This window comes from Microbulbifer sp. CAU 1566 (assembly GCF_023156515.1).
Classification (GTDB): domain Bacteria; phylum Pseudomonadota; class Gammaproteobacteria; order Pseudomonadales; family Cellvibrionaceae; genus Microbulbifer.
Genome location: NZ_JALNMG010000007.1, coordinates 194,323 through 217,674 on the forward strand (window position 1 = coordinate 194,323; position 23,352 = coordinate 217,674).

The window sequence follows — 23,352 nt, forward strand, 5'->3', positions numbered from 1 at the left end:
CCGGCGCAAACGACCACTTGTTCGCTGCTAAACTGACCCAATATCCGTATTCAGACGCGTCGAAGCCGGCGCGCACTCTTATTCCCAAAAATCACGATTCAATCAAGGTGTACAGATGACAACAGCGATGCAGGTACGGCTGGAAACCACGGCGGCGGCGGAACACTGGGGCAACAATGCCCTGCTGAGCTTCAATGACAGCGAGGCCCGCATTCACGCCACCGAGGCCACCGGCGGCACCCTGGTCGCGGTACAGCGCGCCGCGCGCCGGCTCGATGGCATGGGGGTGACCGATGTGGCGCTGACCGGCGACAACTGGGATCTGGAGAGTCGCTGGAGTTTCTGGGCCGGTTACTACAATCCCAACCGCAAGAGCACCCTCGACTGGGGCCTGGGTGCCGGCGATGAGCTGAATGAACTGCAGGCGCGCAAGGCTGCGAGCCTGTGGGTGCGGGAAATCACCAATGGCACCCCGGAAAACGTCTCCCCGCGCGCGTTGGCAGAAAGTGCGGCAGATATGCTGCAAAAGCTGGCCCCGGATGCGGTGAGCTACCGCATTGTCTCCGGTGATGCGTTGCTGGATGAAGGCTTCATGGGCATCCACAATGTCGGTCGCGGCAGTGTACGCGGCGGTGCCATGCTGCAGCTGGATTACAACCCTGCTGGCAATGCGGACGCGCCTGTGGATATCTGCCTGGTGGGCAAGGGCATTACCTTTGACTCCGGCGGCTACAGCATCAAGCCGTCTGCGGGCATGGCCCACATGAAGTCGGATATGGGCGGTGCGGCGATGGTTTCCGGCGGCCTGGCTTTGGCCATTGCACGTGGATTGCAGAAACGCATCAAACTATACCTGTGCTGTGCGGAAAATCTGATCTCCGGCCACGCGTTCAAACTCGGCGATATCATCCGCTACAAAAATGGCGTGACCGCGGAAATTCTGAATACCGATGCGGAAGGCCGCCTGGTGCTGGCGGATGGCCTGATTGCCGCCAGCGAGGAAAACCCCCGCTATATCCTCGACGCGGCAACGCTGACGGGCGCGGCTAAAATGGCGGTGGGCCGGGATTACAACTCGGTGATGAGTTTTGAAGATGAGATGGCCGAAAAAGTACTGACGGCGGCCAGGTCTGAAAATGAAAAAGCCTGGCGCTTACCGCTGGAAAAATTCCACCTGGAGCAGATTCCTTCCGGGTTTGCGGAAATTGCCAACGTGGGCATCGATGGCAGCCCCGGTGCATCGACGGCGGCAGCTTTCCTGGCCAAGTTTGTGCGCGATGAAGGCCGCGGCTGGGTACACATGGATCTTTCCGGTTCTTACTTACCGGGCGCTAATGATCAATGGGCGCAGGGGGCCAAGGGGCACGGCGTTCGTACCATTGCCCGGTTCCTGTTGGATAACTGAGTTTTTGTGGTAACTATTTAGCGGACTCCGTGGCGGTGGAGCACCGGGTGAGGGTTTTCAGGACCGCTGTGAATACATCCCTGTACGCTGCGTCGGCGACGTCCCTGTCGCCGACGCTCCTGAAAACCCTCACCCGGCACTCCACCTTCGATTCGAATATTTGTGCTTTGCTGGGCAGAGAGGAATGGATGTATGGAAGAGTATCAGGTGATGATTCAGTCGCGGGAGTGGCTGGTAGGCTGGGGGACGCTGTCGTTGATCAACGCTGGGTTGGCTCAGGGAAAAAACCGGAGTGGTTTGATCTGGTGGATTTTGAGCCTGATTTTTGGCCCCCTGGCAACGCTTGTACTTGTTTTACTTAGCAAGGCGCCTGCAAAAATACACGATTGACTCCTCCGCTTACGAAGCTCATAGCTAAAAGCGAAGGCCAAGTGGCGGGGATCTGTTTTCAAAAGCGTCGGCGACAGGGACGTCGCCGCCGCAGCGCCCATGGATGGGTTCACAGCGGTTTTGAAAACAGATACCCGGTGCTTGGCCGCCACAGGACCTGCCTCAAAGCACGCTTGCCACTTGATTTGGTCAAATCCCAAAACAAAAAAACCGGCTACATGAGCCGGTTTTTTTATATAAGAAGGCGAGATCAGACAACCGCCCCAATATGCCAGGGCGCAAATTCATTATCACCGTAATCGAGTTTCTCACTGGCACTCTGCTCGCCAGAAGCAATGGCCAGAATGTGCTGGAAAATCATCTCACCACATTCGGCAACGGTATAACGCTTGTCCAGGATACCGCCACAGTCGATATCCATATCCTCGCGCATACGCTCAAACAGATTGGAGTTACTGGCCAGCTTGATACTCGGCACCGGCTTACCGCCAAAGGCAGAACCGCGACCGGTAGTAAAGCAGACCACATTCGCACCGCTGGCAACCTGGCCGGTAACGGAAACCGGATCAAAGCCCGGGCTATCCATAAATACCAAGCCTTTCTTGCGCACCTGCTCACCGTAAAGGTAAACATCCTGCAGCGCAGTGGTACCGCCCTTCGCCTGTGCACCGAGCGACTTCTCCGCAATGGTTGTCAGGCCGCCGGCCTTGTTGCCCGGAGAAGGATTGTTGTTCAGCTCGACACCGTTGATCTCGGTGTAGTGTTCCCACCAGTGAATGCGATCCACCAGCTTCTGCGCCACTTCCGGATTCACTGCGCGGCGGGTCAGCAAATGCTCGGCGCCGTAAATTTCCGGGGTTTCTGAATAAATGACGGTACCACCCTGGCGCACCAGGATGTCCGCCGCCGCACCCAGGCCCGCGTTGGCGGTAATACCGGAGTAGGCGTCGCTGCCGCCGCACTGCACCGCAAGGGTCAGTTCGGAAGCGGGAATGGGTTCGCGTACGCAGGCGTTGGCTGCCGGCAGCATTCCGGTCAGGCGCTCGATACCGGACTCAATTGCCGCACGGGTGCCGCCCAGTTGCTGAATGGTCATCACCTGGAAACCGTCGCCTTCCTGCAAGCCGGTTTCGCGCATCAGGCTGGTGATCTGCATGGCTTCACAACCGAGGCCGATCAGCAGCACACCGGCAAAATTCGGGTGTGCGATATAACCGTGCAGGGTGCGCAGTAGTGTCTGGTAGCCTTCACCGGACGTGGACATACCACAGCCGCTGTCGTGGCCAAGTGCCACTATGCCATCGATATTCGGGAAATCGCGCAGTTTGCCGCTGTCGCGAAAGTGCGAGGCAATGGCGCGGGATACGGTGACGGAACAGTTTACGGTTGAGACAATGGCGAGGTAATTGCGCGTGCCGGATTTACCACTGGCGCGCCGGTAACCCATAAAGGTTGCGCGATCTTCCGGCGCAACCAGCTCGGTGGGAACATAGTCACTGCAGAAGTCGTGCTCCACCTGGTGGTTACCCGCCTCCATGTTGAATTCGTGCACGTGGGTGCCGGGAGCAATATCCTCCCGCGCAAAGCCGATGACCTGGCCATACTTGATGACCGCTTCACCGGCAGCAATCGCGCGTACGCAGACTTTGTGCATCGCCGGTACATCGGAAATCAGCGGCAACATGCTGCCTTCCCAGTTCACCAGCGTACCGGCGGGCAGGGGAGCTTTGCTTACGGCGACGTTATCGTCGGAATGTATATGAATTAGATCCATCTTGTCCTGACTCCGCTTACGGACTTGCGGTCAGTTGTCGTTATGATTGGTTGCAATCTAACACTATATTGGTAAGGCCGCAATCCGAAGGTTAGTACAATTTGGTAAGACTGAGTAGGCAATTCCCGTGTTGTGGTGGCTAAACCCCATCTGCTAAACTGCGGCGAAACATTTCCGCAACCTATATATAAGTACCGATCACCATGGCATTGGTCATGACATTGGTAAGCAATGCGGGAAACCCAGATGGGTCAGGCAGGTTGTGAGGAATTTCCTCTGCTCTGGATTACCATAGGGATATTGCTTAGGCTGCACTCAAACAGTGCATTTCGGGCGCGTTACGCCGCCCGACAAGTACAAGAAAGACAAGACAGATAACAGGTCATACGCAGGAGATTCGGCAGATGCAGGGTGCCAGACTTTACCAACAGGTAGCCGAGAAGCTGGCTGCCGCTATTGCCGCCGGTGACTACCCGGCCGGCACACGCCTGCCTGCGGAGCGCAAACTGGCTGAGCGTTTTGAAGTGAGCCGCCCCACCGTGCGCGAGGCGATCATTGCACTGGAGCTGGCGGGCTGCGTCGAGGTCAAAGGTGGCTCCGGTGTCTATGTAACAGATACCGAAGCCAGTGCTTTTTCTGCCGGTGAAAGCGATATCGGTGCCTTTGAAATCCTGCAGGCGCGCATGATGTTTGAGGGTGAGGCCGCCGGCCTCGCCGCGCGCGAGATGAGCGATGCAGAAGTCGCGCAACTTGAGGCGATTCTCGAGGAAATGGTTGCGGAAAACGCGGCTGAATCCAGTGCCGAGGTAGCGGACGAGAAGTTCCACCTGCATATTGCCCAGTGCACCCACAACGATGCAGTGGTGTCCGTGTGTGAGCACCTGTGGAAGCTGCGCAACAGTTCCTCGGTATCTGCCCGCATCCTCGAAAAGGTGCGCCAGGCGGGCTCCAAGCCCCGTATTGAAGAGCACCGCCGCATTCTGGAAGCGATCAAGAATCGCGACCCGGACGGTGCCCGCAACGCCATGCGTGACCACTTGCAGCGTGTGGTTCAGCAGCTGCTGGATGCCACCGAAGCGGAAGCCCTGGAGCAGGCCCGTCGCGAGATGAGTGCCGCCCGTCAGCGGTTTGCACTGCCCTGATCGCAGGAACAGTCAGCCCACCATCCTCAGGATGATCGAAAAGCCGGCCCTGGAGCCGGCTTTTTTGTGCCTGTCTATCGCCACATTCCCCCCGCGTTTAGCTGCCACCGCCCGGCGAAGGGGTGGGTTTGGCAGCGCGGCGGTGACCGTGTGGTTGTTGCTCTCCCAAAATTGGTATGACAGTATTGCCTCAATTTTGACACTGGTCTTGCCAGATATGCTGGCCTTGCCTGGTGTGGCGATGAATAAATCCAATACTGAAGTCAGTAAAACAATAAGCCCGGGAGGTATTTATGACTGGATTTAACCGGCGAGTATTCTTGCAATCTCTGGTGGCCGCTGCGGCCGTGCCGGCTGTCCCCGGGCTGCTGACCCAGGCGGTAGCCATGAGCCGCCCGCCGCGTGCGCAATACAATGGTCCTTGGGCACAAGTGCCAAAGATCCTCTCGCAAATCAAGCTGCCGTCGATTCCGGCCCGCGACTTTGACCTGAAAGCGCTGGGCGCCAAGGGTGAGGGCGAAGACGCCAGTGCATTCTTTGTCGCCGCGATTGAAGCCAGCCGCAAGGCCGGCGGTGGTCGTATCGTGGTACCCGCGGGCAAATACCGCACCGGCCCCATTCACCTGGTCTCCAATACCGAGCTGCACCTGGCGGAAGGGGCGGAAATTCACTTTATTCCAGAGCCCGAGCGCTACCTGCCGGCGGTGAAGACCCGCTGGGAGGGTATGGAGATGATGGGCTACTCGCCGCTGATCTACGCCCACAACTGTGAAAACGTGGCGCTGACCGGCAAGGGGTTGATCGACGGCGGTGCCGACTGCAACACCTGGTGGCCCTGGAAGGGGGAAAACACCAAGTGTGACAACAGCTCCAACGAGGGCGATACCCAGCACGCGGCGCGTGCGCGCCTGATGGAAGAGATGGAAGCCGGGGTGCCGGTTGCCGATCGCCACTACGCCGAGGGCTCCTTCCTGCGCCCACCACTGGTGCAGTTCTATGAGTGCAACAATGTGCTGATTGAAGGCGTGACCCTGGAGAATTCTCCGTTCTGGGTTGTTCACCCGGTGCTCTGCGAAAGCCTGACCGTACGTGGCGTGACCACAAGAAGCCACGGTCCCAATTCCGACGGCTGCGACCCCGAGTCCTGTCGCAATGTCCTGATTGAAGATTGCCTGTTCGACAATGGCGATGACTGTATCGCCATCAAATCCGGCCGCAACGCGGATGGTCGTCGCCTCAATGTGCCCACCGAGAATGTCGTGGTGCGGAACTGCCAGATGCGTGATGGTCACGGTGGCCTGGTGCTGGGCAGTGAAATCTCCGGCGGTGTGCGTAATGTATTCCTGGAGGACTGTGTGATGAGCAGTCCTAACCTGGAGCGCGGTCTGCGCATCAAGACCAATGCCATGCGCGGCGGCGAGATCCACGATATCTACGTGCGTAACCTCACTATCGGCCAGGTAAAAGACGTCATTGTGATCAACTTCTTCTATGAAGAGGGGGATAAGGGCGACTTTGATCCCAATGTGTACAACATTCAGGTTGAAAACCTGGTGTGCAAGGAGGCCAACCGCGCTTTCCACGTGCGTGGCTTCGAGCGCGCGCCGATTCGTGGTCTGCAGATCTCCAACAGCCGCATTGACCAGGCAGCGTCACTGGGTGTGATTGAGGAGGTGACTGGCCTTACCGTAAAAGATGTCACCATCAATGGTCAGGCCTTCAAGCCCAGCTGATCTGCCAAATTTTTTCCCACCTCTGAAGACGACCGGTGCGGCTTAATCCGCACTGGTTATGGGGGCTTTGGCGCGGTATTCTACAAATTGACGAGAAAAAAGCCGAAATAAGCGAATTAATTGGTCAGCCAAAAGTTGCCAGTTGGTAATCCGTATGCGAATATCGGCATGCATTGATAATAAGCGGTATAACCAAAAATAGGTTTTACCAAAATAACGACGACAAGCGGAGATGAGAGTCATGAAGACTTTTGAGCTGAAACCACTCACTCTTGCGATGGCCATTGTTGCGGTGCCGGCCTTTGCACAAGAAGCAAATACCACTGGCGATGCCACTCTGGAAGAGATCACAGTAACCGGTAGTTACCGTGCCAGCCTGGCCAAGGCGCTGGACCAGAAGCGCGATGCGGTAGGTAGCAAAGACACCATCCTGGCGGAAGACATTGCAGACTTCCCCGATCTCAACCTGGCAGAATCCCTGCAGCGTATTCCTGGTGTAGCGATCACTCGCGATGCCGGTGAAGGCCGTAACATTGCGGTGCGCGGTCTGGGCTCCCAGTTTACCCGTGTACGTATCAATGGCCTGGAAGCCATCTCCACTACCGGCGGCGCTGACTCCTCCGGCGGTGCCAACCGCGATCGTACCTTTGACTTCAACACCTTTGCCTCTGAGCTTTTCTCCAACCTGACCGTGCACAAAACCATGGCCGCGGATCTGGATGAAGGTTCTCTGGGTGCTACCGTTGACCTGGGCACCGGCCGACCGCTGGACATGGCTGACGATTTCACCTTCGCTGCCAACATGCAGTACGGCTACAACAGCCAGTCCCAGGAAGCGAACCCGCGTACCTCTTTCCTGGTAGGTGGTAAGAACGAAGCCGAAACCTTCGGCTGGATGGCTTCTTACTCCTACTCCGACCGTAATATCCTTGAAGAAGGTTTCTCCACCGTTCGCTGGACCGCCAGTGAAGAGATCGTCAACTGTTCCGCCTGTGCCGACGACAGCGAACTGGCGGCTCTGAACGAAGGCTTCTTCCCGCGTATCCCGCGTTACGGCAAGTTCACCCACGAGCAGGAGCGCCAGGGCTTTACCGGTACCCTGCAGTTCCGCCCGACCGACAGCACCGAAATCCTGGTGGACTACCTGACCTCCCGTTTCGATGCCACTCGTGAAGAAGAGTTTGTTTCCGTCAGCCTGAAAGATGGCGGCAACTACAAAGAATACGATGTAACCGACTACACCATGGACGGCAGTGGCACCATCACCTCCATGACCGTCGAGAACTACGACCTGCGTGTAGAGCATCGTTTCGACGAGCTGGAAACCGCGTTCGACCAGGTTTCTATCCGCGCATCGCACGACTTCACCGATCGCCTGCGTGGTGACGTGCTGTGGGGTACTTCCGAGTCCAACTACAGCAACCCGATGCAGACCACTGCCATCGTTGATGCGATCAACGTGCAGAACAGCTTCACCTACAACGCGACCACTTCTGGTGGCAGCATCGACTTCGCCGATTTCGATACTGCCAACGCAGCGAACTACGACTTTGTAGAACTGCGTCACCGCCCGAACACCGTTGATAACAGCTTTGATACTGCGGCCTTCAACCTCGAGTTCGACCTGACCGACACCATGAGCCTGAAAGGTGGTCTGTCGCAGAAGAGCTTTGAATTCGACGTTGCCGAAATGCGCGCGGGTCCGAAATTCAGCGGCATCTCCGCGACCGAGCTGCAGGGCAGTGTGACCAGCATGAACGGCATCAGCTGGTTCTCCCCCGATGTGGGTTCCACCCTGGCTACCTATTCTGCGGAAGTGGCTGCGGGCATGGCGCCGCGCGCTCAGGATATCCGTAACGTAAAAGAAGACAGCCTCGGCTACTACGTACAGCTGGACTGGAACACCGAAGTTGCCGGCCTGCCACTGCGCGGTAACGTTGGCGTGCGCCAGGTAACTACCGAAGTGGAATCCGCAGGTCTGGCCGATATCGGCGGCAACCTGGTGGGTGTAACCGCTGAGAACGAGTACGACGATACCCTGCCGTCTCTGAACCTGGCCCTGGACGTACACGAAGACATGGTTGTGCGCTTCTCTGTGGCCGACGTCATGGCGCGCCCGTCTCTGGGTACCCTGACTCCGGGCGGTAAGATCGACCAGTACAACGGCAGCATCAGCTACGGTAACCCGAAACTGGATCCGTTCCGTGCCCGTGCCTACGACATCTCTTACGAGTGGTACTTCTCTGACGAAGCGGTATTCGCAGCAGCGTACTTCTACAAGGATATCGACTCCTTCATTACCCGCCAGACCGATTCCGGCATCACCTGGGCTGAAACCGGCCTGGATGCTTCCGCACTGGCGAACGAAGGTACCTACGACGAAACCAGCATCTGGGACGTTTCGCGTAACGTGAACGGCGAAGGTGGTGAGCTCAGCGGTATCGAGCTGCAGTACCAGCAGATGTTCTTCGACAACTACGGCCTCATCCTGAACTACACCTACGTAGATTCCGAGATGAACTACGGTACCGAAGAAGAGCCGCTGTACGACGTGCTGACCGGTATGTCCAAAAATACCTACAACGCGACCGTTTACTACGAGAACGAAGACTGGAGCGCGCGTGTTTCCTACGCCAAGCGTAGCGATTACCTGACCCAGTCTCCGGCTGCCGTACGTAACGGTAACGACACCGAGTACACCGAAGGTACTGGCAACATCGACTTCGTCGCCAGCTACAACGTGAACGACAACTGGAAGCTGAGCTTCGAAGGCATCAACCTGACCAACGAAGCCAACCGCCAGATGATCGACAGCTCCGGCCGTATCGTGGTTGACCACACTACCGGTCGTCAGTACTACGTTGGTGCTCAGTACAAGTTCTAATCTGACGTAACGATTAAGAGCTGAACGCAGCGGCCGGGTGCAGGGATTCTGCCGGTGGAAACACCGGCGCATGGATTCGAAGTCGCACCCGGCCGTTTTTCGATTTACTGGTTATTCAAATTCACCGAATAACAACAAACAGAATAAAACCCGAATTCGTGGAGATGTCTGTGAAACTGTTTGAACCGTCCAACCGAACCCCGAGCCTGAGTGTGTTGGCCTTTGCGCTGACCGCGGCAACGCTGACCGCCTGCGGAGAGAAAGCCGCGGTGGAATCTGCGCAATCCCCGGAACCGGCTGCACAGGCCGAAAAGCCCGGTGCCATCGCCAGCCTGGAGCTCGCTAACCCCTCGGACTTCCCGCGTCTGGACGAAGCGGTTTACCTCAGTTACTACGAACTCGGATTAAAAGCCGGATTTGCGTCGCCGATTGCGGTGTGGAACCAGGCAGAGCAGATTCCGGTACAGGCCATCGACAAAGATGCCGACGGGGAAAAGGACGGCATCCTCTTCACCGTGGATGTGGCTGTCGATGAAACCCTGAAACTGCGCATCGCCAAAGCCGATGCAGAATACGCTCAGCACACCAAACGCACCCAGGCGGAAATTTCCCACAAGGTGGGTGGCGAATGGAAAGAGCGTGAATATCTCGGCGGCAGCTTCCAGAACGTAAGCTCGCTGGAAGTGCCCAAAGAACACACCGACCACTCCTGGTATATCCGCTACGAAGGCCCGGGTATCGAGTCCGACCTGGTGGGCTATCGCGTATACCTCGACTGGCGCAATGGTTTCGATATTTTTGGCAAGCAGACCCTCGAGCCGGTACTCCAGAACGTGGGCCAGGACGGATTTGATTCCTACCATGAGTCCGCCGACTGGGGCATGGATATTCTGAAAGTGGGCAGCGCCGTGGGCGTTGGTGGCTACGGCTACTGGGATGGCGAAAAAGTCATTCGAGTAAGCGACGTACAGGACTGGCAGGCCGATATTACCGAAAACGGTGACCTCTACTCCTCGTTCAAGATCCAGTACAAAGGCTGGAAACCCACCGAAGATTTGCAGACCGACCTGACCGCGGTGCTTTCCATGCACGCCGGCAGCCGTCTGGTGGAAGTGAATGCGAAAACCAGTGAAGAGCTGGATAACCTGATTGCCGGTATCGTCGATCACGAAGGTACCGAACTGATTGTCGGCGACATGGACATCACCGGTCACGCCTACACCTATATCGGCACCTACGGCGCGCAGAGCCTGGACGGCGCCAACCTGGGTATGGCGGTACTGGCCAAGCGCAAAGCCATCAAGGAAACCACCAAAGACGAGCACAACCAGGTGGCCATCCTGAAACCGGCGGGCAACGAGGTTCAATATTACTTTGTCGCCGCCTGGGCCAATGAAGTGGCCAGCGAACACGGCCCCATTACCAGCAAAGCCCAGTTTGAAACCTACCTGCAGCAGGAAGCTGAAAAGCTGACCATGCCCCTGCGCCAGCGTCTGACCACGGCCGCAAGCGTTGCTGAAACCGAACAGCCGCTGACTGCCGAAGTCGCCCTCGCGTGGAGCAAGCGCCTGGCGGACTCCGAACTGGAGCGCAAGACTCTCGAGTACGCATATGGAGGTTACGACCATATCCGCAAGCGTCCGTCTTACTTCGAATACACCACTGGCATGGTGATGCAGGCCTACGACGAACTGAACCAGGTTTCTCCGGACGCCCGCTATGCGGATGCCGTGCAACAAGTCATGGGTTCTTTTGTCGCCGACGATGGCAGCATCAACGGTTATGTGCAGGACAAGTACAACATCGACAGTGTTCGCGCCGGCACCATGCTGCTGCGCATGTACGAGCGCAACCACGATGAAAATTACAAGAAAGCCGTAGATCACCTCTACGAGCAGCTGGAACACCACCCGCGTACCGAAGCCGGTGCTTTCTGGCACAAGAAAATCTACCCGCACCAGGTCTGGCTGGACGGCGTCTACATGGGCATTCCGTTCCTTGCCCAGTACGAACAGCTGATGCACGACAAGCCCAACGTGGAAGAAGTGCTGGCTGAATTCAAACTGGTGAATCAGATCCTGAAAGATCCGCAAACCGGTCTCTTCTATCACGCCTGGGATGAGAAACGTCAACAGGTTTGGGCCGACAAGGAAACCGGCCTTTCCGGTTACCACTGGGCCCGCGGCATGGGTTGGCTGGCGATGGCGCTGGTAGACGTGCTGGACTACATCCCGCAGGAAAATACCGAAGAGCGCCAGTACCTGCTGAAAATGATCACCGAGATCGCACCGGTGATCGAAAAATACCAGGACCCGGCAACCGGTACCTGGTGGCAGATCATCGACAAGCCCGGTGAGCGCGGCAACTATCTGGAGTCCTCTGCCAGCACCATGTTTACCTATTTCTTCGCCAAGGCGTTGAACGAAGGTTACCTGCCCAAGGGCAAATACCTGGGTACCGCGAAAAAAGCCTATAAGGGCCTGCTGGATGAGTTCGTGCAGGTGCACGCCGACGGCACCATCAGCATCACCGACATGTGTCAGGTGGCTGGCCTTGGCTTTGGCCGCGACGGCAGCTACGAGTACTACATGAGCGAGCCGATTTACGATGACGACCCCAAGGGCACCGCGCCGTTTATCACTTCCGGCGTCGAGATGTACAAGCTGCTGAAGTCAGAGTCTTAAGTCTTAAAATTTGTAACCGTTGTTGAAAAGAGTTCCGGGAAAGTTTCATGACCACCGTATTTGAAGAGCGCTACGCCAGTCACCCGAGTGACTATGTGAAGTACGATACCGACCGTCTTCGTAAAGAGTTTCTCGTACCGAAACTCTTCGAAGCGGATACGGTGCGCCTTACCTACACCCATGTAGATCGCATGATCGTTGGCGGCATCATGCCGGTGGAAAAAACCGTACAACTGGAAACCGTCGAGGAACTGCGCTCCGAGTATTTCCTTGAGCGCCGCGAGATCGGATTCATCAATATCGGTGGCGCCGGTACTGTGGAAGTCGATGGCAAGGTGCACGAGATCGGTCACAAGGAAGCACTCTACGTGGGGCGCGGTTCCGTTGAGGTAAAGCTGAATAGTGCGGACAAATCCAATCCGGCCAAGTTCTACCTGAACTCCGCGCCGGCACACCGTGCCTATCCAACAGTAAAAGTAAGCAAAGCCGACGCGAATGTCATGGAGCGGGGCGCCAGTGAAACCTGCAATCAGCGGGTGATCAATCAGCTGCTGGTACACGGTGTCATCGAGACCTGCCAATTGCAGATGGGTATGACCGAGCTGGCGCCGGGCAGTGTCTGGAATACCATGCCGGCCCATACCCACAGCCGCCGCATGGAAGCCTACATGTATTTCAATGTGCCTGAAGATCAAGCGGTATGCCATTTCATGGGCCCGCCCCAGCAGACCCGTACGATCTGGATGCACAACGAGCAAGCGGTGATCTCTCCCACCTGGTCACTGCACTCCGGCGTAGGTACCGCCAATTACACCTTTATCTGGGGTATGGCGGGTGAAAACCTGGATTACGATGATATGGATTTTGTGCAGCCCCACGAGTTGCGTTGATCCTGATCTAAGCCTGAGTAATCGCGAAAAATTTTTGGAGTAAAGAATGTCCAAGTCACTGTTTGACTTAACCGGAAAACTCGCCCTGGTAACCGGCGCTACCCACGGCCTAGGCATGGCCATGGCGGAAGGCCTGGGTAACGCCGGTGCCAAGCTGGTAATTACCGGTCACTCCTCCCAGGAAAAACTGGATGGCGCCGTCGCCGCGCTGCGCGAAAAGGGCTATGACGCCCACGGTTACCTGTTCAACGTCACCAATGAAGACGAAGTGAACGAGATGGTACCGGTGATCGAGCAGGAGCAGGGCCCCATTGATGTGCTGGTGAATAACGCCGGTATTATCCGCCGCGTGCCGCTGCTGGAAATGGAACTGTCCGAGTGGAACAAGGTACTGGAAACCAACCTGACCGGTGTGATGGTGATGAGCCGTCCGGTGGTGCGCCGTATGATCGAGCGCGGTGCGGGCAAGATCATCAACATCTGTTCCATGATGAGCGAACTGGGTCGCGACAGTGTTTCGGCCTACGCCGCTTCCAAGGGCGGCCTGAAAATGCTGACCCAGAATATGGCCACCGAATGGGCGCGCCACAATATTCAGGTGAACGGTATTGGCCCCGGCTATTTTGCCACCAGCCAGACAGCGCCGATTCGTGTGGATGGCCACCCGTTCAATGATTTCATTGTTGGCCGCACGCCCGCGGGCCGCTGGGGTAACCCGGAAGACCTGCAGGGTGCTGCGGTATTCCTTTCCAGTGACGCGAGCAATTTCGTCAATGGTCAGGTGGTGTATGTGGATGGCGGAATTCTGGCGACCATTGGCAAGCCTTCGAACGAATAATTGATACAAGCCGGCGTCCTGTCGGTAGTGGCACATTCTGTTGCCACGGGATGGGCTGGCCTTGAATAGGCCGGCCCGTCCAGATCCGAAAATAGAAAAAATGCTGTAGTTGCTTCCCTCTCAAGTGGTTGAGTGAGAGGGCGGGTGCGCCTTCGGCCGCCCAGAATAAAGTTTAATAACGTCCTTCGGGAGCAACGATGAACGCGATGATGTCTCCTCCCCGTTTTCTGCGGGGGCTATGCCTGTGCGCCTGTATGTTTGGCTCTGTGGCTGCTGCAACTTTGACGTGGGCAAAAGACCCGCAAGCCGATAGCGACTGGCTGCTGGCCGATGAAATTGTGGCTGCCATTCAGCTGCCCAATATTCCCCAGCGCGAATTCCCAATCTCAAACTTCGGGGCCGAACCCGGTGCCGACGTACGCCCTGCCATTCTGTCTGCGATTGATGCCGCAGTGGCCACCGGCGGCGGGCGGGTGCTGATCCCCGAGGGCGTCTGGCTGAGTCATGGCCCGGTGGTGTTGCAAAGTCGGATTGAACTGCACCTTGCCGAGGGTGCGGTGCTGCGTTTCTCCCCGGACCCTGCCGACTATCTGCCGGTGGTGAAAACCCGCTGGGAAGGCACCGAGCTCTATTCCTATTCCCCGCTGGTGTACGCCAATAATGTCGAGGATGTGGCGATTACCGGCAAAGGCACTATCGATGGCAATGTCGATAGCGTTTTCAAGCAGTGGCACCCGAAGCAGGGGCCGGATATGCAGCGCTTGCGCACCATGGGCGCCAGTGGTGTACCCGTGGCCGAGCGTGTGTTTGGCGAGGGGACTTATCTGCGCCCGCCACTGATCCAGCTGTTCGGCGCCAAACGGGTTTTGCTGGCGGACTTCACCGCAATCCATTCCCCCTTCTGGGTCAATCACCTGGTGTATACCGACCACGCGACGGTGCGCGGTATCCGTGTCGACAGTCACTTCCCCAACAATGACGGTGTGGATATCGAATCCAGTAGCAATGTATTGCTGGAAAACAGCTGGTTCCGCACTGGCGATGATTCAGTGGTGGTGAAGTCCGGGCGGGATCAGGACGGCCGTGAAATCGGTATCCCCAGCCAGCGGATAGTGGTGCGCAATAACGATATGGGCGGAGAGGATGGTATTGCCCTCGGCAGTGAAATGTCCGGCGGTATTCGCGATGTCTTTTTTTCCGATAACGTTCTGCGGAAAGGTATTTCCGCGTTTCGCTTCAAGGCCAACCTGGACCGGGGCGGCCTGGTAGAGAACGTACGCCTGCGCAACCTGACGGTCGAAGCCTTCGACAATCTCTTCTGGTTTCAACTGAATTATCCCGGTGAGCTGGGCGGATTTTTTCCGTCAACCTACCAGGACATTGTGTTTGAAAATATTCAGGCACAGAAGGTGGGCACCTTTCTGGAAGTTCACGCACCGGATGCCGCACCGCTGAAAGATGTGGTTTTCAGGGGAATCCATGTATCAGAGGTGGAAACACCGATGGTTATTGAAAATGCGGTCAACCTCCGATTCGAGGCGGTAAAAATTGCGGAACAGCGTATAGACGGCGTCTTGAGCTGGCGAAAATGAATGAAGTGAGAGTGAAGAGCGCAATAGCAGAGTTAAAAAAGAGTTAAACAGCAGAGATAAACAGCTGAGAAAAACAATAGTAATAAACAACAGAGAGAAGAGAGTAGCCATGAAAAATTACACAATAAAACCACTGGTACTGGCGATGGCTTTTGCCTCCCCCGCGTTCGCGCAGGAGGCGGCACAAGAAGCCGAGCAGCAGGATAGTCAGGTACTCGAAGAAGTTGCGGTTACCGGTTTCCGGCAGTCCCTGGAAAGGGCGCTGGATACCAAGCGCATGAGCGCCAACAATACCGACAGCATCATTGCCGAAGAAATCGGTAAAATGCCGGACCTCAACCTGGCGGAGTCCCTGCAACGGGTGCCCGGGGTGGCCATTTCCCGCGAGGGTGGTGAGGGCCGCAATATTACCGTGCGAGGCCTGGGGCCGGGTTTCTCCCGCACCACCTTGAACGGCATGGAAGTACCGGCGAGCACCGGTGGTCTGGACTCTTCCGGTGGCGTAAACCGCGGCCGCGATTTTGACTTCAACGTCTTCGCGTCCGAACTGTTCAACCGCATTACCATTCACAAGTCGCCGGTGGCCTCGGTAGAAGAGGGCGGCCTGGCGTCGACCGTTGAACTTTCCACGCCGCACGCGTTTGATAATCCCGGTCAGCAGGTTGCATTTAGCGGTAACCTGGTCGCCGACAGCTTTGCCGGCGAGACCAACCCGCGCCTCACCGGCATGTACAGCAACACCTTTATGGAAGACAAGGTGGGCGTGCTGTTCAGTGCCGCTTACTCCGAACGCTCTGTGCGCCAGGAAGGTTTTGGCTCTGTGCGCTGGACCGGCCCCGCCAGTAACGGTGGCCGCAGCTGGGCAAATACCGATGCCGATACAGTAATCAACGGCACCCCAAACCCGGGCGCTAACTACCCGGGTGAAGCCATCGACCAGAGCCAGCAGCTGGATTACATGTGGACGCCGCGCCTGCCGCGTATGGATTCGTTTAACCGCGAACAGGAGCGCCTGGGCTTAACCGGCTCGGTGCAGTTCCGTCCGACCGACAATATGGAATTTGCACTGGATGTGCTGAGTTCCAACCTCAAAGCCGACGTAACCTCTTACAACTATTTCGCCCAGTTCCGTAACAGCTACGGCAATATTTCTCCCAGCGAAGTTACCCTGGATGACAGCGGCCGCTACATCGTAGCGGGGACTTTTGACAATGTGACGCCGCGCTCCGAGAGCCGTGGCCAGTTCAGTGAATCCGATTTCACCCAGACGGTATTGACCGGTAAGTTCGACCTCGCCGACAACATGCAGTTGAACCTGATGTACGGCAATGCAATATCCGAGCATATCGAAGAGCAGTACCGCTACAACATTACCGCTGCTGAGGGACACGAGTTTTCTTACTCCTTCCTGAAGGACAGCGATATTCCCGAAATGTCGTATGGCTTCGATATTCTGGATCCATCCAATTACGTATGGTCGGGTCCCACCCTGCGCCACGAGGAAGTGCGCCGTCAGAATGACACCTTCCGCGCGGACTTCACCATCGAAGACGACAACTCCAACATCAAAACCGGCCTGATCTGGAACAGCCGTGAAGTGGATTCCGAATTCTGGAACCCCACAGAAGGCAGCATTACCCAGCCGGGATCTGTCACTGCCGCGCTGACCGCCAATCTGGCGGATATTATTGATGGCTACGGCAGTGGTATTGATGCGCCGTCTGGCTTCCCGCGCAACTGGCTGGTGGCCGATTTCAATCGCGCCAATGCCGCCTGGGGTGCCGGTCAGTTCACCCTGGATGAAGACAACTCCAACACCTACAACATCACCGAAGAAACCCTGGGCGGTTACATAGAGACCAACGTGAATACCGAGCTGCTGGGTCGTCCGCTGACCTTCAATGCCGGTCTGCGCCTGGTCGACACCACCGTGAACTCCAAAGGGGTTACCAGCGACGGCCAGGGCGGCTTTGTGCCCACGGAACTGGAAGACAGCTACACCGAGTGGTTGCCTTCCACCAACGTACTGTGGGAATTCCAGGATGACCTTTACCTGCGTGTGGGCCTCGCGCGCAACCTGTCGCGCCCGGGTCTGGGCAGTATGGCGGGTACCGTCAGCGTTACCCCGATCAACGGCAATGTATCCGTGGGCAACCCCGGCCTGGAGCCGATTCGCGCAAACTCTGCGGATATCGGCCTGGAGTGGTATTTCGGCGAGGAGTCCCTGCTGGCTTTCACCGTATTCCACAAGCAGATTGAAAGCTTTATTACCGGCACTACTTTGACCGGCCAGGAGCTGCCGTCTGATATCCGCGCCATTGTTGCCGCGCGCCCCGAGTACGATGTGAACAGCCCGCTGTACGACGCGAGCGTGCTGTCGCCGAACTCGGACGACTGGAACATCACCACCAGTGAAAACGGCGAGGGTGCAGACCTGGACGGTTACGAGCTTTCCTACCAGCAGCCGCTGCGCTTCCTGCCAGGCTGGGCGAGTAACTTCGGTGTGCTGGCAAACTTCACCCATGTGAAATCCGAGGCGGAATTCGGCAACGGTATTGTCGGCTCTCTCGAGGGTCTGTCGGAAAACAGCTACAACCTGGGCCTGTATTACGAAACGGATCTGTTCGGTGGTCGCCTGATGGTCAATGGTCGTGACGACTACATCACCGATCAGACCGGTTCCGATGGCAACACCGCCCACGCCACAACCGGGCCAACCCGCCTGGATATGTCGGCGTTTTACAACGTGACCGATTACATGAAGGTCACCCTGGAAGCGATCAACCTCACCAACGAAACCGAGCGGTTGTATACCACCGGGCCTGTGGGCGACCTGGATATGGTGCGGGAATACAACAGCACCGGACGTGAAGTCTTGCTGGGACTGCGGGTGAATTTCTAATCCGCGGAGGAAGGGAAATGGCATGGGCCTGATTAACGGACACGGTTAGAGGAAGGCCGTGCCATTGAGAAAGCACATCGTGCCTGCAGGCTGGGGATTGCTCCAGTCTGCAGGTGGGTGTATTACATGCGGTTAATTGTAATTCTCATTTCCGTTTTGCTTGCCGGGCTATGCCCGGCTTTTTTATGTCGGATTTTTCCGCCGCTTACTTAACGCGCTTTCCCCTCACGTCCGCTCACGATTCCCACATTTTTTAATTCCCGACTTTGAAAGCCGCGCCGCGTTGATCATTTATCTGTAAATTTACTTGTTGGTTCTAGCCTCCTTTCTAGACTCTAGTTATATGTCCAGAAATGGCGTCAGTGAGTACTTGTGCCTTTATTTGTTGTGCAGGCGCGCCTTGACGCACGCGATAGCAGTTAAGTACATATTAACGCTGGTCGTAATTTCATTCCGTAATGAACAGGGTGGTGATCTTGGCTAAGCAGAAACCGACATCAGGATCGACGCAGCGAGGTCGAGAGGCGCGCCTGGTACTGTTTATTCTTGTTTTCCTTTTTCCCCTTCTCGCCATCGCCATCGTCGGTGGATACGGATTTATGGTCTGGATACTCCAGATGATCTTTGGCCCGCCGGGGCCGCCCGCTTGACAGGTCCATCAACGGTGATGGTCACTCCAGTGAAATCGCTACGCCCGTGAAGCGGTATGTTTGGGCTTGGCTGGATCCAAGTAAATGTGATGAGAGCAAACGGAAAATGACGCAGCAAAAGGTGGATCTTGATCCGGTAACGCAGGCGCAGACGTTACACATTGTCAGCCTGATCGTGCACGTTCGGCCGGAACATATCACCGCGGTGAGTTGCTGGTTCGAAAGTCGCCCCGAGCTGGAAATTCACCTCGGCTGCGAGTCGGGAAAACTGGTGGTAGTGCTGGAAACCCAGGATCACCTGCAGATCAACGGCATGATCGAGACCATCAAGGATCAACCCGGTGTGCTTAACGTGTCCATGGTCTATCACGAAGAACTGGCACTGGCAGATATCAACGACGAGCTGGTGGACAGCGCCTGCGACGACGATCAGGCACAACCGGTCAAAATCTTGGGAGAACTGTGACATGGCGATTACCCGACGGGAATTTACCAAGGCCAGCGCGGTAGTGGCCGCGGCTGCGGCTGCCGGTCTGGCAGTGCCCGCAAAAACCCAGAACCTGGTGAGCCAGGGGGGCGCCAATGAGCTCAACTGGAACAAGGCGCCCTGTCGTTTCTGTGGCACCGGCTGCAGTGTCATGGTTGCCACCAAAGACAATCGGGTGGTGGCCACGCACGGCGATATCAAGGCGGAAGTGAATCGCGGCCTCAACTGTGTCAAAGGCTACTTCCTGTCGAAAATTATGTACGGCAGTGACCGACTGACCAAACCGTTACTGCGCATGAGTAACGGCAAATACGACAAGAATGGCGATTTTGTCGAGGTGTCCTGGGACCAGGCCTTTGACGTCATGGAGCAGAAATACAAAGAGGCGATCAAGAACCACGGGCCCGAATCCGTGGGGATGTTCGGCTCCGGGCAGTGGACGGTATGGGAGGGGTACGCCGCCAGCAAATTGATGAAGGCGGGCTTCCGTTCCAACAATATTGACCCCAATGCACGCCATTGTATGGCATCGGCGGTGATGGGTTTCATGCGCACGTTTGGCATCGACGAACCCATGGGTTGCTACGACGATTTTGAAAATGCCGATGCTTTCGTGCTCTGGGGCTCGAACATGGCGGAGATGCACCCGATTCTCTGGTCGCGGGTCACCGATCGACGGCTCTCGCATCCCGGCTGCAAAGTTGCTGTGCTGTCTACCTACGAGCACCGCAGTTTTGAACTGGCCGATATTCCGATTGTATTTTCACCGCACTCCGATCTGCTGATTCTGAACTTTATCGCCAATTACATTATTCAGAACAACAAGGTAAATCAGGAGTTTGTTAAAAAGCACACGAATTTTGTGCGCGGCGAAACCAATATTGGCTACGGCCTGCGGGATGAACATCCCCTGGAACAAGAGGCGAGCGGGCGCGACAAGGCCAATAGCTGGACCGACATGAGCTTTAAGGAGTTTGCCGACTTCCTCAAGCCTTATTCGCTGGACCGGGTGTCGAAGGAAACCGGAGTACCGAAAGAGAGCCTGACCGCACTGGCGGAGCTTTACGCCGATCCGAAAACCAAAGTCATGTCCCTCTGGACCATGGGCTTTAACCAGCACACTCGCGGTGTCTGGGCCAACAACATGGTGTACAACCTGCACCTGCTTACCGGCAAAATTTCCAGCCCTGGCAACAGTCCATTTTCCCTGACCGGACAACCTTCCGCCTGCGGCACCGCGCGGGAAGTAGGGACCTTTTCCCACCGATTACCCGCCGACCTGCTGGTGGCCAACCCCAAACACCGCGCCACGGCGGAAAAAATCTGGCGTTTACCCGAAGGTACCATTCCACCGAAGCCCGGCTTCCATGCGGTGGCACAGAGCCGCGCACTGAAAGACGGCAAGTTGCGGGTCTACTGGACCCAGGCTTCCAACAACGCTCAGGCCGGCCCCAACCTGATGCAGGAGCTGCTGCCCGGCTGGCGCAATCCGGAGACTTTTGTGGTGGTGTCCGATGTGTATCCCACCACGTCCGCCCAGGCCGCCGACCTGATTTTGCCCACGGCCATGTGGGTGGAAAAAGAGGGCGCCTACGGCAATGCGGAACGGCGCACCCAGTTCTGGCACCAGCAGGTGAAAGCACCGGGGGAAAGTAAATCCGACCTGTGGCAGCTGGTGGAATTTTCCAAACGCTTCAAAACCGATGAAGTCTGGCCGCAGGAATTGCTCGGCAAGGCGCGGGAGTACCGGGGCAAAACCCTGTACGAAGTGCTCTTCGCCAACGGCCATGCCAACCGTTATCCCAACTCGGATAGAGACGGCGCTTACGCCAATGACGAGGCCGATGCGTTTGGTTTCTATATCCAGAAAGGACTGTTTGAAGAATATGCGGAGTTCGGCCGCGGCCACGGTCACGACCTGGCGCCGTTTGATCGTTACCATCAAGAGCGCGGCTTGCGCTGGCCGGTGGTCAACGGCAAGGAAACCCTGTGGCGTTTCCGCGAAGGCTACGATCCCTATGTGCAGACGGGAGCGGGCGTGCAGTTCTACGGCAACAAGGACGGCCGCGCGCGCATTTTTGCGTTGCCTTACGAGCCGCCCGCAGAATCCCCGGACAAGGAATATCCCTTCTGGCTGTGTACTGGTCGCGTGCTGGAACACTGGCACACCGGCTCCATGACCCAGCGGGTACCGGAACTGTTCAGCGCTGTACCTTATGGACTGGTGTATATGCATCCGGACGACGCCCAGGCCCAGGGCTTCCGTCGCGGCAGTGAGATCAAAGTCGTCAGTCGCCGCGGTGAAATGGTTGGGCGGGTGGAAACCCGCGGTCGCGCGCGGCCACCCAAGGGGCTGGTGTATGTGCCTTTCTTCGACGCCCAGCGCCTGATCAACAAAGTCACGCTGGATGCGACCGATCCTATTTCCAAGCAGACCGACTTTAAAAAATGCGCGGTGAAGCTGGAACTGATATCCCTGGCCTGACGGGAGGCAATGATGAACGGAAAACAGGTTTTCTCAATCGTCGGAGCGCTGATCGTTCTGGTGTGTGGCCTGGCGACGGTAGCGGAGCAATTTCCCAATACCCCCGGACCGGATGGTATTCGCAAGGGCGGTACCCTGTTTGAAGAAAAGGATGCACCGCAGCTGGCCGATCCGGTGAATGCGAACGGTAAGCGCGTGCGCGCCTATCCGGAACAGCCGCCGACCATCCCCCATACCATCCGCGATTACCAGATCGACAAGAACAGCAACCGCTGTCTGGAGTGCCACCACCGCATCCAGACCGCCGTCAGCGGTGCGCCGATGATCAGTATTACGCACTTTATGGATCGGGATTTCCAGGTGCTGGCCGATGTGGCGCCGCGACGCTACTTCTGTTTGCAGTGTCATGTCCCGCAGACCACGGCGAAATCCTCGGTGGGCAATACCTTCAAGGATGTGGATATTTTGCTGCGTAACCAGAAGCAAGAGTCTGCCCAGTAAGGTTTGGCGAGTGAAGCAAGCCAATAGATATTTTGCCAACCACTATTCGATCCGGAAGCTGAGCGATGATTGACTGGATTAAAGGTTACTGGCACACCCTGAGCCACCCGGCCACCGCATTCAGCTTGGGCTTTCTGCTGTTGAGTGGGTTTATCGCCGGGATTATTTTCTGGGGCGGTTTCAACACCGCGCTGGAAGCGACCAATACCGAAAAGTTCTGCATCAGCTGTCACGAGATGCGCGACAACGTCTATCAGGAACTGAAAGGTACCATTCACTGGACCAACCGCTCCGGCGTCCGCGCCACCTGCCCGGATTGCCATGTGCCCCACGAGTGGACACACAAAATCGCGCGTAAAATGCAGGCCTCAAAAGAGGTGTGGGGGAAGATTTTCGGGACCATAAGTACGCGGGAAAAATTCCTCGACAAGCGCCTGGAGCTGGCACAACACGAGTGGGCGCGCCTGAAAGCCAACGACTCCCTGGAATGCCGAAACTGCCACGATTTCGAATACATGGATTTCAGTGTGCAGAGCCTGCGCGCGCGCCAGATGCACTCGACCCAGCTGGCCACCGGCAAGGCGACCTGTATCGACTGCCATCGCGGTATCGCCCACCACCTGCCGAACATGGCCAACGAGGATGCCTGGGGCCCGGACAACCCTGCCCACGACGCCAGTCGGTTTGGCGACGACAACCCGCTGAAAGCGGACGACACCGAGCAAAAGGCCGAAGACAAGGACTAACGTGCGCCCATAAAAAAATCCCGCGGGGTTAGCCGCGGGATTCAAAAGAAAGTTTCCAAGGGAGATTCTCAAAACAGAGCAATGGAAACTAATGGCAAACTACCAAACAAAATACGAGTGCTTTAAAACAAAGCAAAAATAAACAAACAAAAAGACAAACTGTTGATTCCCGAAGGAAAGGCCGGCATTACTGTAGGTAATTGGTTAACAGCCGCCGGCAGATAGATCACAAAAAACTTACAGACTTAC

General features: G+C 56.7%; 17 protein-coding genes. 16 read left to right on the top strand and 1 reads right to left on the bottom strand.

Annotated elements, in window-relative coordinates; all coding sequences use genetic code 11:
• Nucleotides 1-115 precede the first annotated feature (115 nt).
• Both pepB and M0G74_RS16870 read left to right on the top strand, forming a co-directional pair.
• On the top strand, nt 116-1,405 hold the full coding sequence (gene pepB, locus M0G74_RS16865) for an aminopeptidase PepB (RefSeq protein WP_248219815.1): 1,290 nt from the start codon (nt 116-118) through the stop codon (nt 1,403-1,405).
• Between the two features lie 192 nt (nt 1,406-1,597).
• Nucleotides 1,598-1,795, top strand: coding sequence for an antitermination protein NusB (locus M0G74_RS16870; protein WP_248219818.1), 198 nt, complete (start codon nt 1,598-1,600; stop codon nt 1,793-1,795).
• Nucleotides 1,796-2,045: 250 nt separating this feature from the next.
• On the opposite strand, the gene M0G74_RS16875 is transcribed toward M0G74_RS16870, so the two are convergent.
• Entirely contained in the window at nt 2,046-3,569 is a 1,524-nt protein-coding gene (locus M0G74_RS16875; protein ID WP_248219821.1) for an altronate dehydratase family protein, read from the bottom strand.
• Nucleotides 3,570-3,973: 404 nt separating this feature from the next.
• On the opposite strand from M0G74_RS16875, the gene M0G74_RS16880 reads away from it, so the two are divergent.
• The 14 genes from M0G74_RS16880 to M0G74_RS16945 all read left to right on the top strand — a co-directional run bounded on the left by M0G74_RS16880 (nt 3,974) and on the right by M0G74_RS16945 (nt 23,103).
• Nucleotides 3,974-4,711 carry a FadR/GntR family transcriptional regulator gene (locus tag M0G74_RS16880; protein ID WP_160151583.1) on the top strand — a complete coding sequence of 246 codons (738 nt, stop codon included), beginning with the start codon at nt 3,974-3,976 and terminating at the stop codon, nt 4,709-4,711.
• 31 nt (nt 4,712-4,742) lie between these two features.
• Complete coding sequence (locus tag M0G74_RS16885) at nt 4,743-5,018, top strand: hypothetical protein (RefSeq protein ID WP_248219823.1); 276 nt, start codon at nt 4,743-4,745, stop codon at nt 5,016-5,018.
• Nucleotides 5,005-6,444: a glycoside hydrolase family 28 protein gene (locus M0G74_RS16890; RefSeq protein WP_248219826.1), complete on the top strand. Its 1,440-nt coding sequence runs from the start codon at nt 5,005-5,007 to the stop codon at nt 6,442-6,444. Before M0G74_RS16885 ends, M0G74_RS16890 begins: the two co-directional genes overlap by 14 nt.
• A 241-nt stretch (nt 6,445-6,685) precedes the next feature.
• On the top strand, nt 6,686-9,328 hold the full coding sequence (locus M0G74_RS16895; RefSeq protein WP_160151581.1) for a TonB-dependent receptor: 2,643 nt from the start codon (nt 6,686-6,688) through the stop codon (nt 9,326-9,328).
• Between the two features lie 170 nt (nt 9,329-9,498).
• Nucleotides 9,499-12,012 (top strand): glycoside hydrolase family 88 protein, encoded by a 2,514-nt coding sequence (locus tag M0G74_RS16900; protein ID WP_248219828.1) that lies wholly within the window; start codon nt 9,499-9,501, stop codon nt 12,010-12,012.
• 47 nt (nt 12,013-12,059) lie between these two features.
• Nucleotides 12,060-12,902, top strand: a complete 843-nt coding sequence (kduI, locus tag M0G74_RS16905; RefSeq protein WP_160151579.1) for a 5-dehydro-4-deoxy-D-glucuronate isomerase — start codon at nt 12,060-12,062, stop codon at nt 12,900-12,902.
• A 46-nt stretch (nt 12,903-12,948) separates the two neighbouring features.
• Nucleotides 12,949-13,740, top strand: a complete 792-nt coding sequence (locus tag M0G74_RS16910; protein ID WP_248219829.1) for a gluconate 5-dehydrogenase — start codon at nt 12,949-12,951, stop codon at nt 13,738-13,740.
• A 197-nt stretch (nt 13,741-13,937) separates the two neighbouring features.
• Complete coding sequence (locus tag M0G74_RS16915) at nt 13,938-15,332, top strand: glycoside hydrolase family 28 protein (RefSeq protein ID WP_248219831.1); 1,395 nt, start codon at nt 13,938-13,940, stop codon at nt 15,330-15,332.
• A 109-nt stretch (nt 15,333-15,441) separates the two neighbouring features.
• Entirely contained in the window at nt 15,442-18,234 is a 2,793-nt protein-coding gene (locus tag M0G74_RS16920) for a TonB-dependent receptor (protein ID WP_248219834.1), read from the top strand.
• A 458-nt stretch (nt 18,235-18,692) separates the two neighbouring features.
• Nucleotides 18,693-18,884, top strand: coding sequence for a periplasmic nitrate reductase, NapE protein (locus M0G74_RS18320; protein WP_282450276.1), 192 nt, complete (start codon nt 18,693-18,695; stop codon nt 18,882-18,884).
• 106 nt (nt 18,885-18,990) lie between these two features.
• Entirely contained in the window at nt 18,991-19,350 is a 360-nt protein-coding gene (locus M0G74_RS16930; protein ID WP_248219837.1) for a chaperone NapD, read from the top strand.
• 1 nt (nt 19,351) lies between these two features.
• Complete coding sequence (gene napA, locus M0G74_RS16935) at nt 19,352-21,856, top strand: nitrate reductase catalytic subunit NapA (RefSeq protein WP_160151573.1); 2,505 nt, start codon at nt 19,352-19,354, stop codon at nt 21,854-21,856.
• A 12-nt stretch (nt 21,857-21,868) separates the two neighbouring features.
• The gene (locus tag M0G74_RS16940; protein WP_160151572.1) at nt 21,869-22,357 is read left to right on the top strand and encodes a nitrate reductase cytochrome c-type subunit; all 489 of its coding nucleotides are present in this window, start codon (nt 21,869-21,871) and stop codon (nt 22,355-22,357) included.
• 65 nt (nt 22,358-22,422) lie between these two features.
• Nucleotides 22,423-23,103 carry a cytochrome c3 family protein gene (locus M0G74_RS16945; protein WP_282450277.1) on the top strand — a complete coding sequence of 227 codons (681 nt, stop codon included), beginning with the start codon at nt 22,423-22,425 and terminating at the stop codon, nt 23,101-23,103.
• Nucleotides 23,104-23,352: the final 249 nt, after the last annotated feature.

Excerpts from the sequence above, each read along its gene's own strand:
- M0G74_RS16945 (WP_282450277.1), top strand. The coding sequence starts at position 22,423 with ATGATTGACTGGATTAAAGGTTACTGGCACACCCTGAGCCACCCGGCC.
- pepB (WP_248219815.1), top strand. The coding sequence starts at position 116 with ATGACAACAGCGATGCAGGTACGGCTGGAAACCACGGCGGCGGCGGAA.
- M0G74_RS16895 (WP_160151581.1), top strand. The coding sequence starts at position 6,686 with ATGAAGACTTTTGAGCTGAAACCACTCACTCTTGCGATGGCCATTGTT.
- M0G74_RS16910 (WP_248219829.1), top strand. The coding sequence starts at position 12,949 with ATGTCCAAGTCACTGTTTGACTTAACCGGAAAACTCGCCCTGGTAACC.
- M0G74_RS18320 (WP_282450276.1), top strand. The coding sequence starts at position 18,693 with ATGAACAGGGTGGTGATCTTGGCTAAGCAGAAACCGACATCAGGATCG.
- M0G74_RS16890 (WP_248219826.1), top strand. The coding sequence starts at position 5,005 with ATGACTGGATTTAACCGGCGAGTATTCTTGCAATCTCTGGTGGCCGCT.
- napA (WP_160151573.1), top strand. The coding sequence starts at position 19,352 with ATGGCGATTACCCGACGGGAATTTACCAAGGCCAGCGCGGTAGTGGCC.
- M0G74_RS16880 (WP_160151583.1), top strand. The coding sequence starts at position 3,974 with ATGCAGGGTGCCAGACTTTACCAACAGGTAGCCGAGAAGCTGGCTGCC.
- M0G74_RS16870 (WP_248219818.1), top strand. The coding sequence starts at position 1,598 with ATGGAAGAGTATCAGGTGATGATTCAGTCGCGGGAGTGGCTGGTAGGC.
- kduI (WP_160151579.1), top strand. The coding sequence starts at position 12,060 with ATGACCACCGTATTTGAAGAGCGCTACGCCAGTCACCCGAGTGACTAT.
- M0G74_RS16875 (WP_248219821.1), bottom strand. The coding sequence starts at position 3,569 with ATGGATCTAATTCATATACATTCCGACGATAACGTCGCCGTAAGCAAA.
- M0G74_RS16915 (WP_248219831.1), top strand. The coding sequence starts at position 13,938 with ATGAACGCGATGATGTCTCCTCCCCGTTTTCTGCGGGGGCTATGCCTG.
- M0G74_RS16920 (WP_248219834.1), top strand. The coding sequence starts at position 15,442 with ATGAAAAATTACACAATAAAACCACTGGTACTGGCGATGGCTTTTGCC.
- M0G74_RS16940 (WP_160151572.1), top strand. The coding sequence starts at position 21,869 with ATGAACGGAAAACAGGTTTTCTCAATCGTCGGAGCGCTGATCGTTCTG.
- M0G74_RS16930 (WP_248219837.1), top strand. The coding sequence starts at position 18,991 with ATGACGCAGCAAAAGGTGGATCTTGATCCGGTAACGCAGGCGCAGACG.
- M0G74_RS16885 (WP_248219823.1), top strand. The coding sequence starts at position 4,743 with ATGATCGAAAAGCCGGCCCTGGAGCCGGCTTTTTTGTGCCTGTCTATC.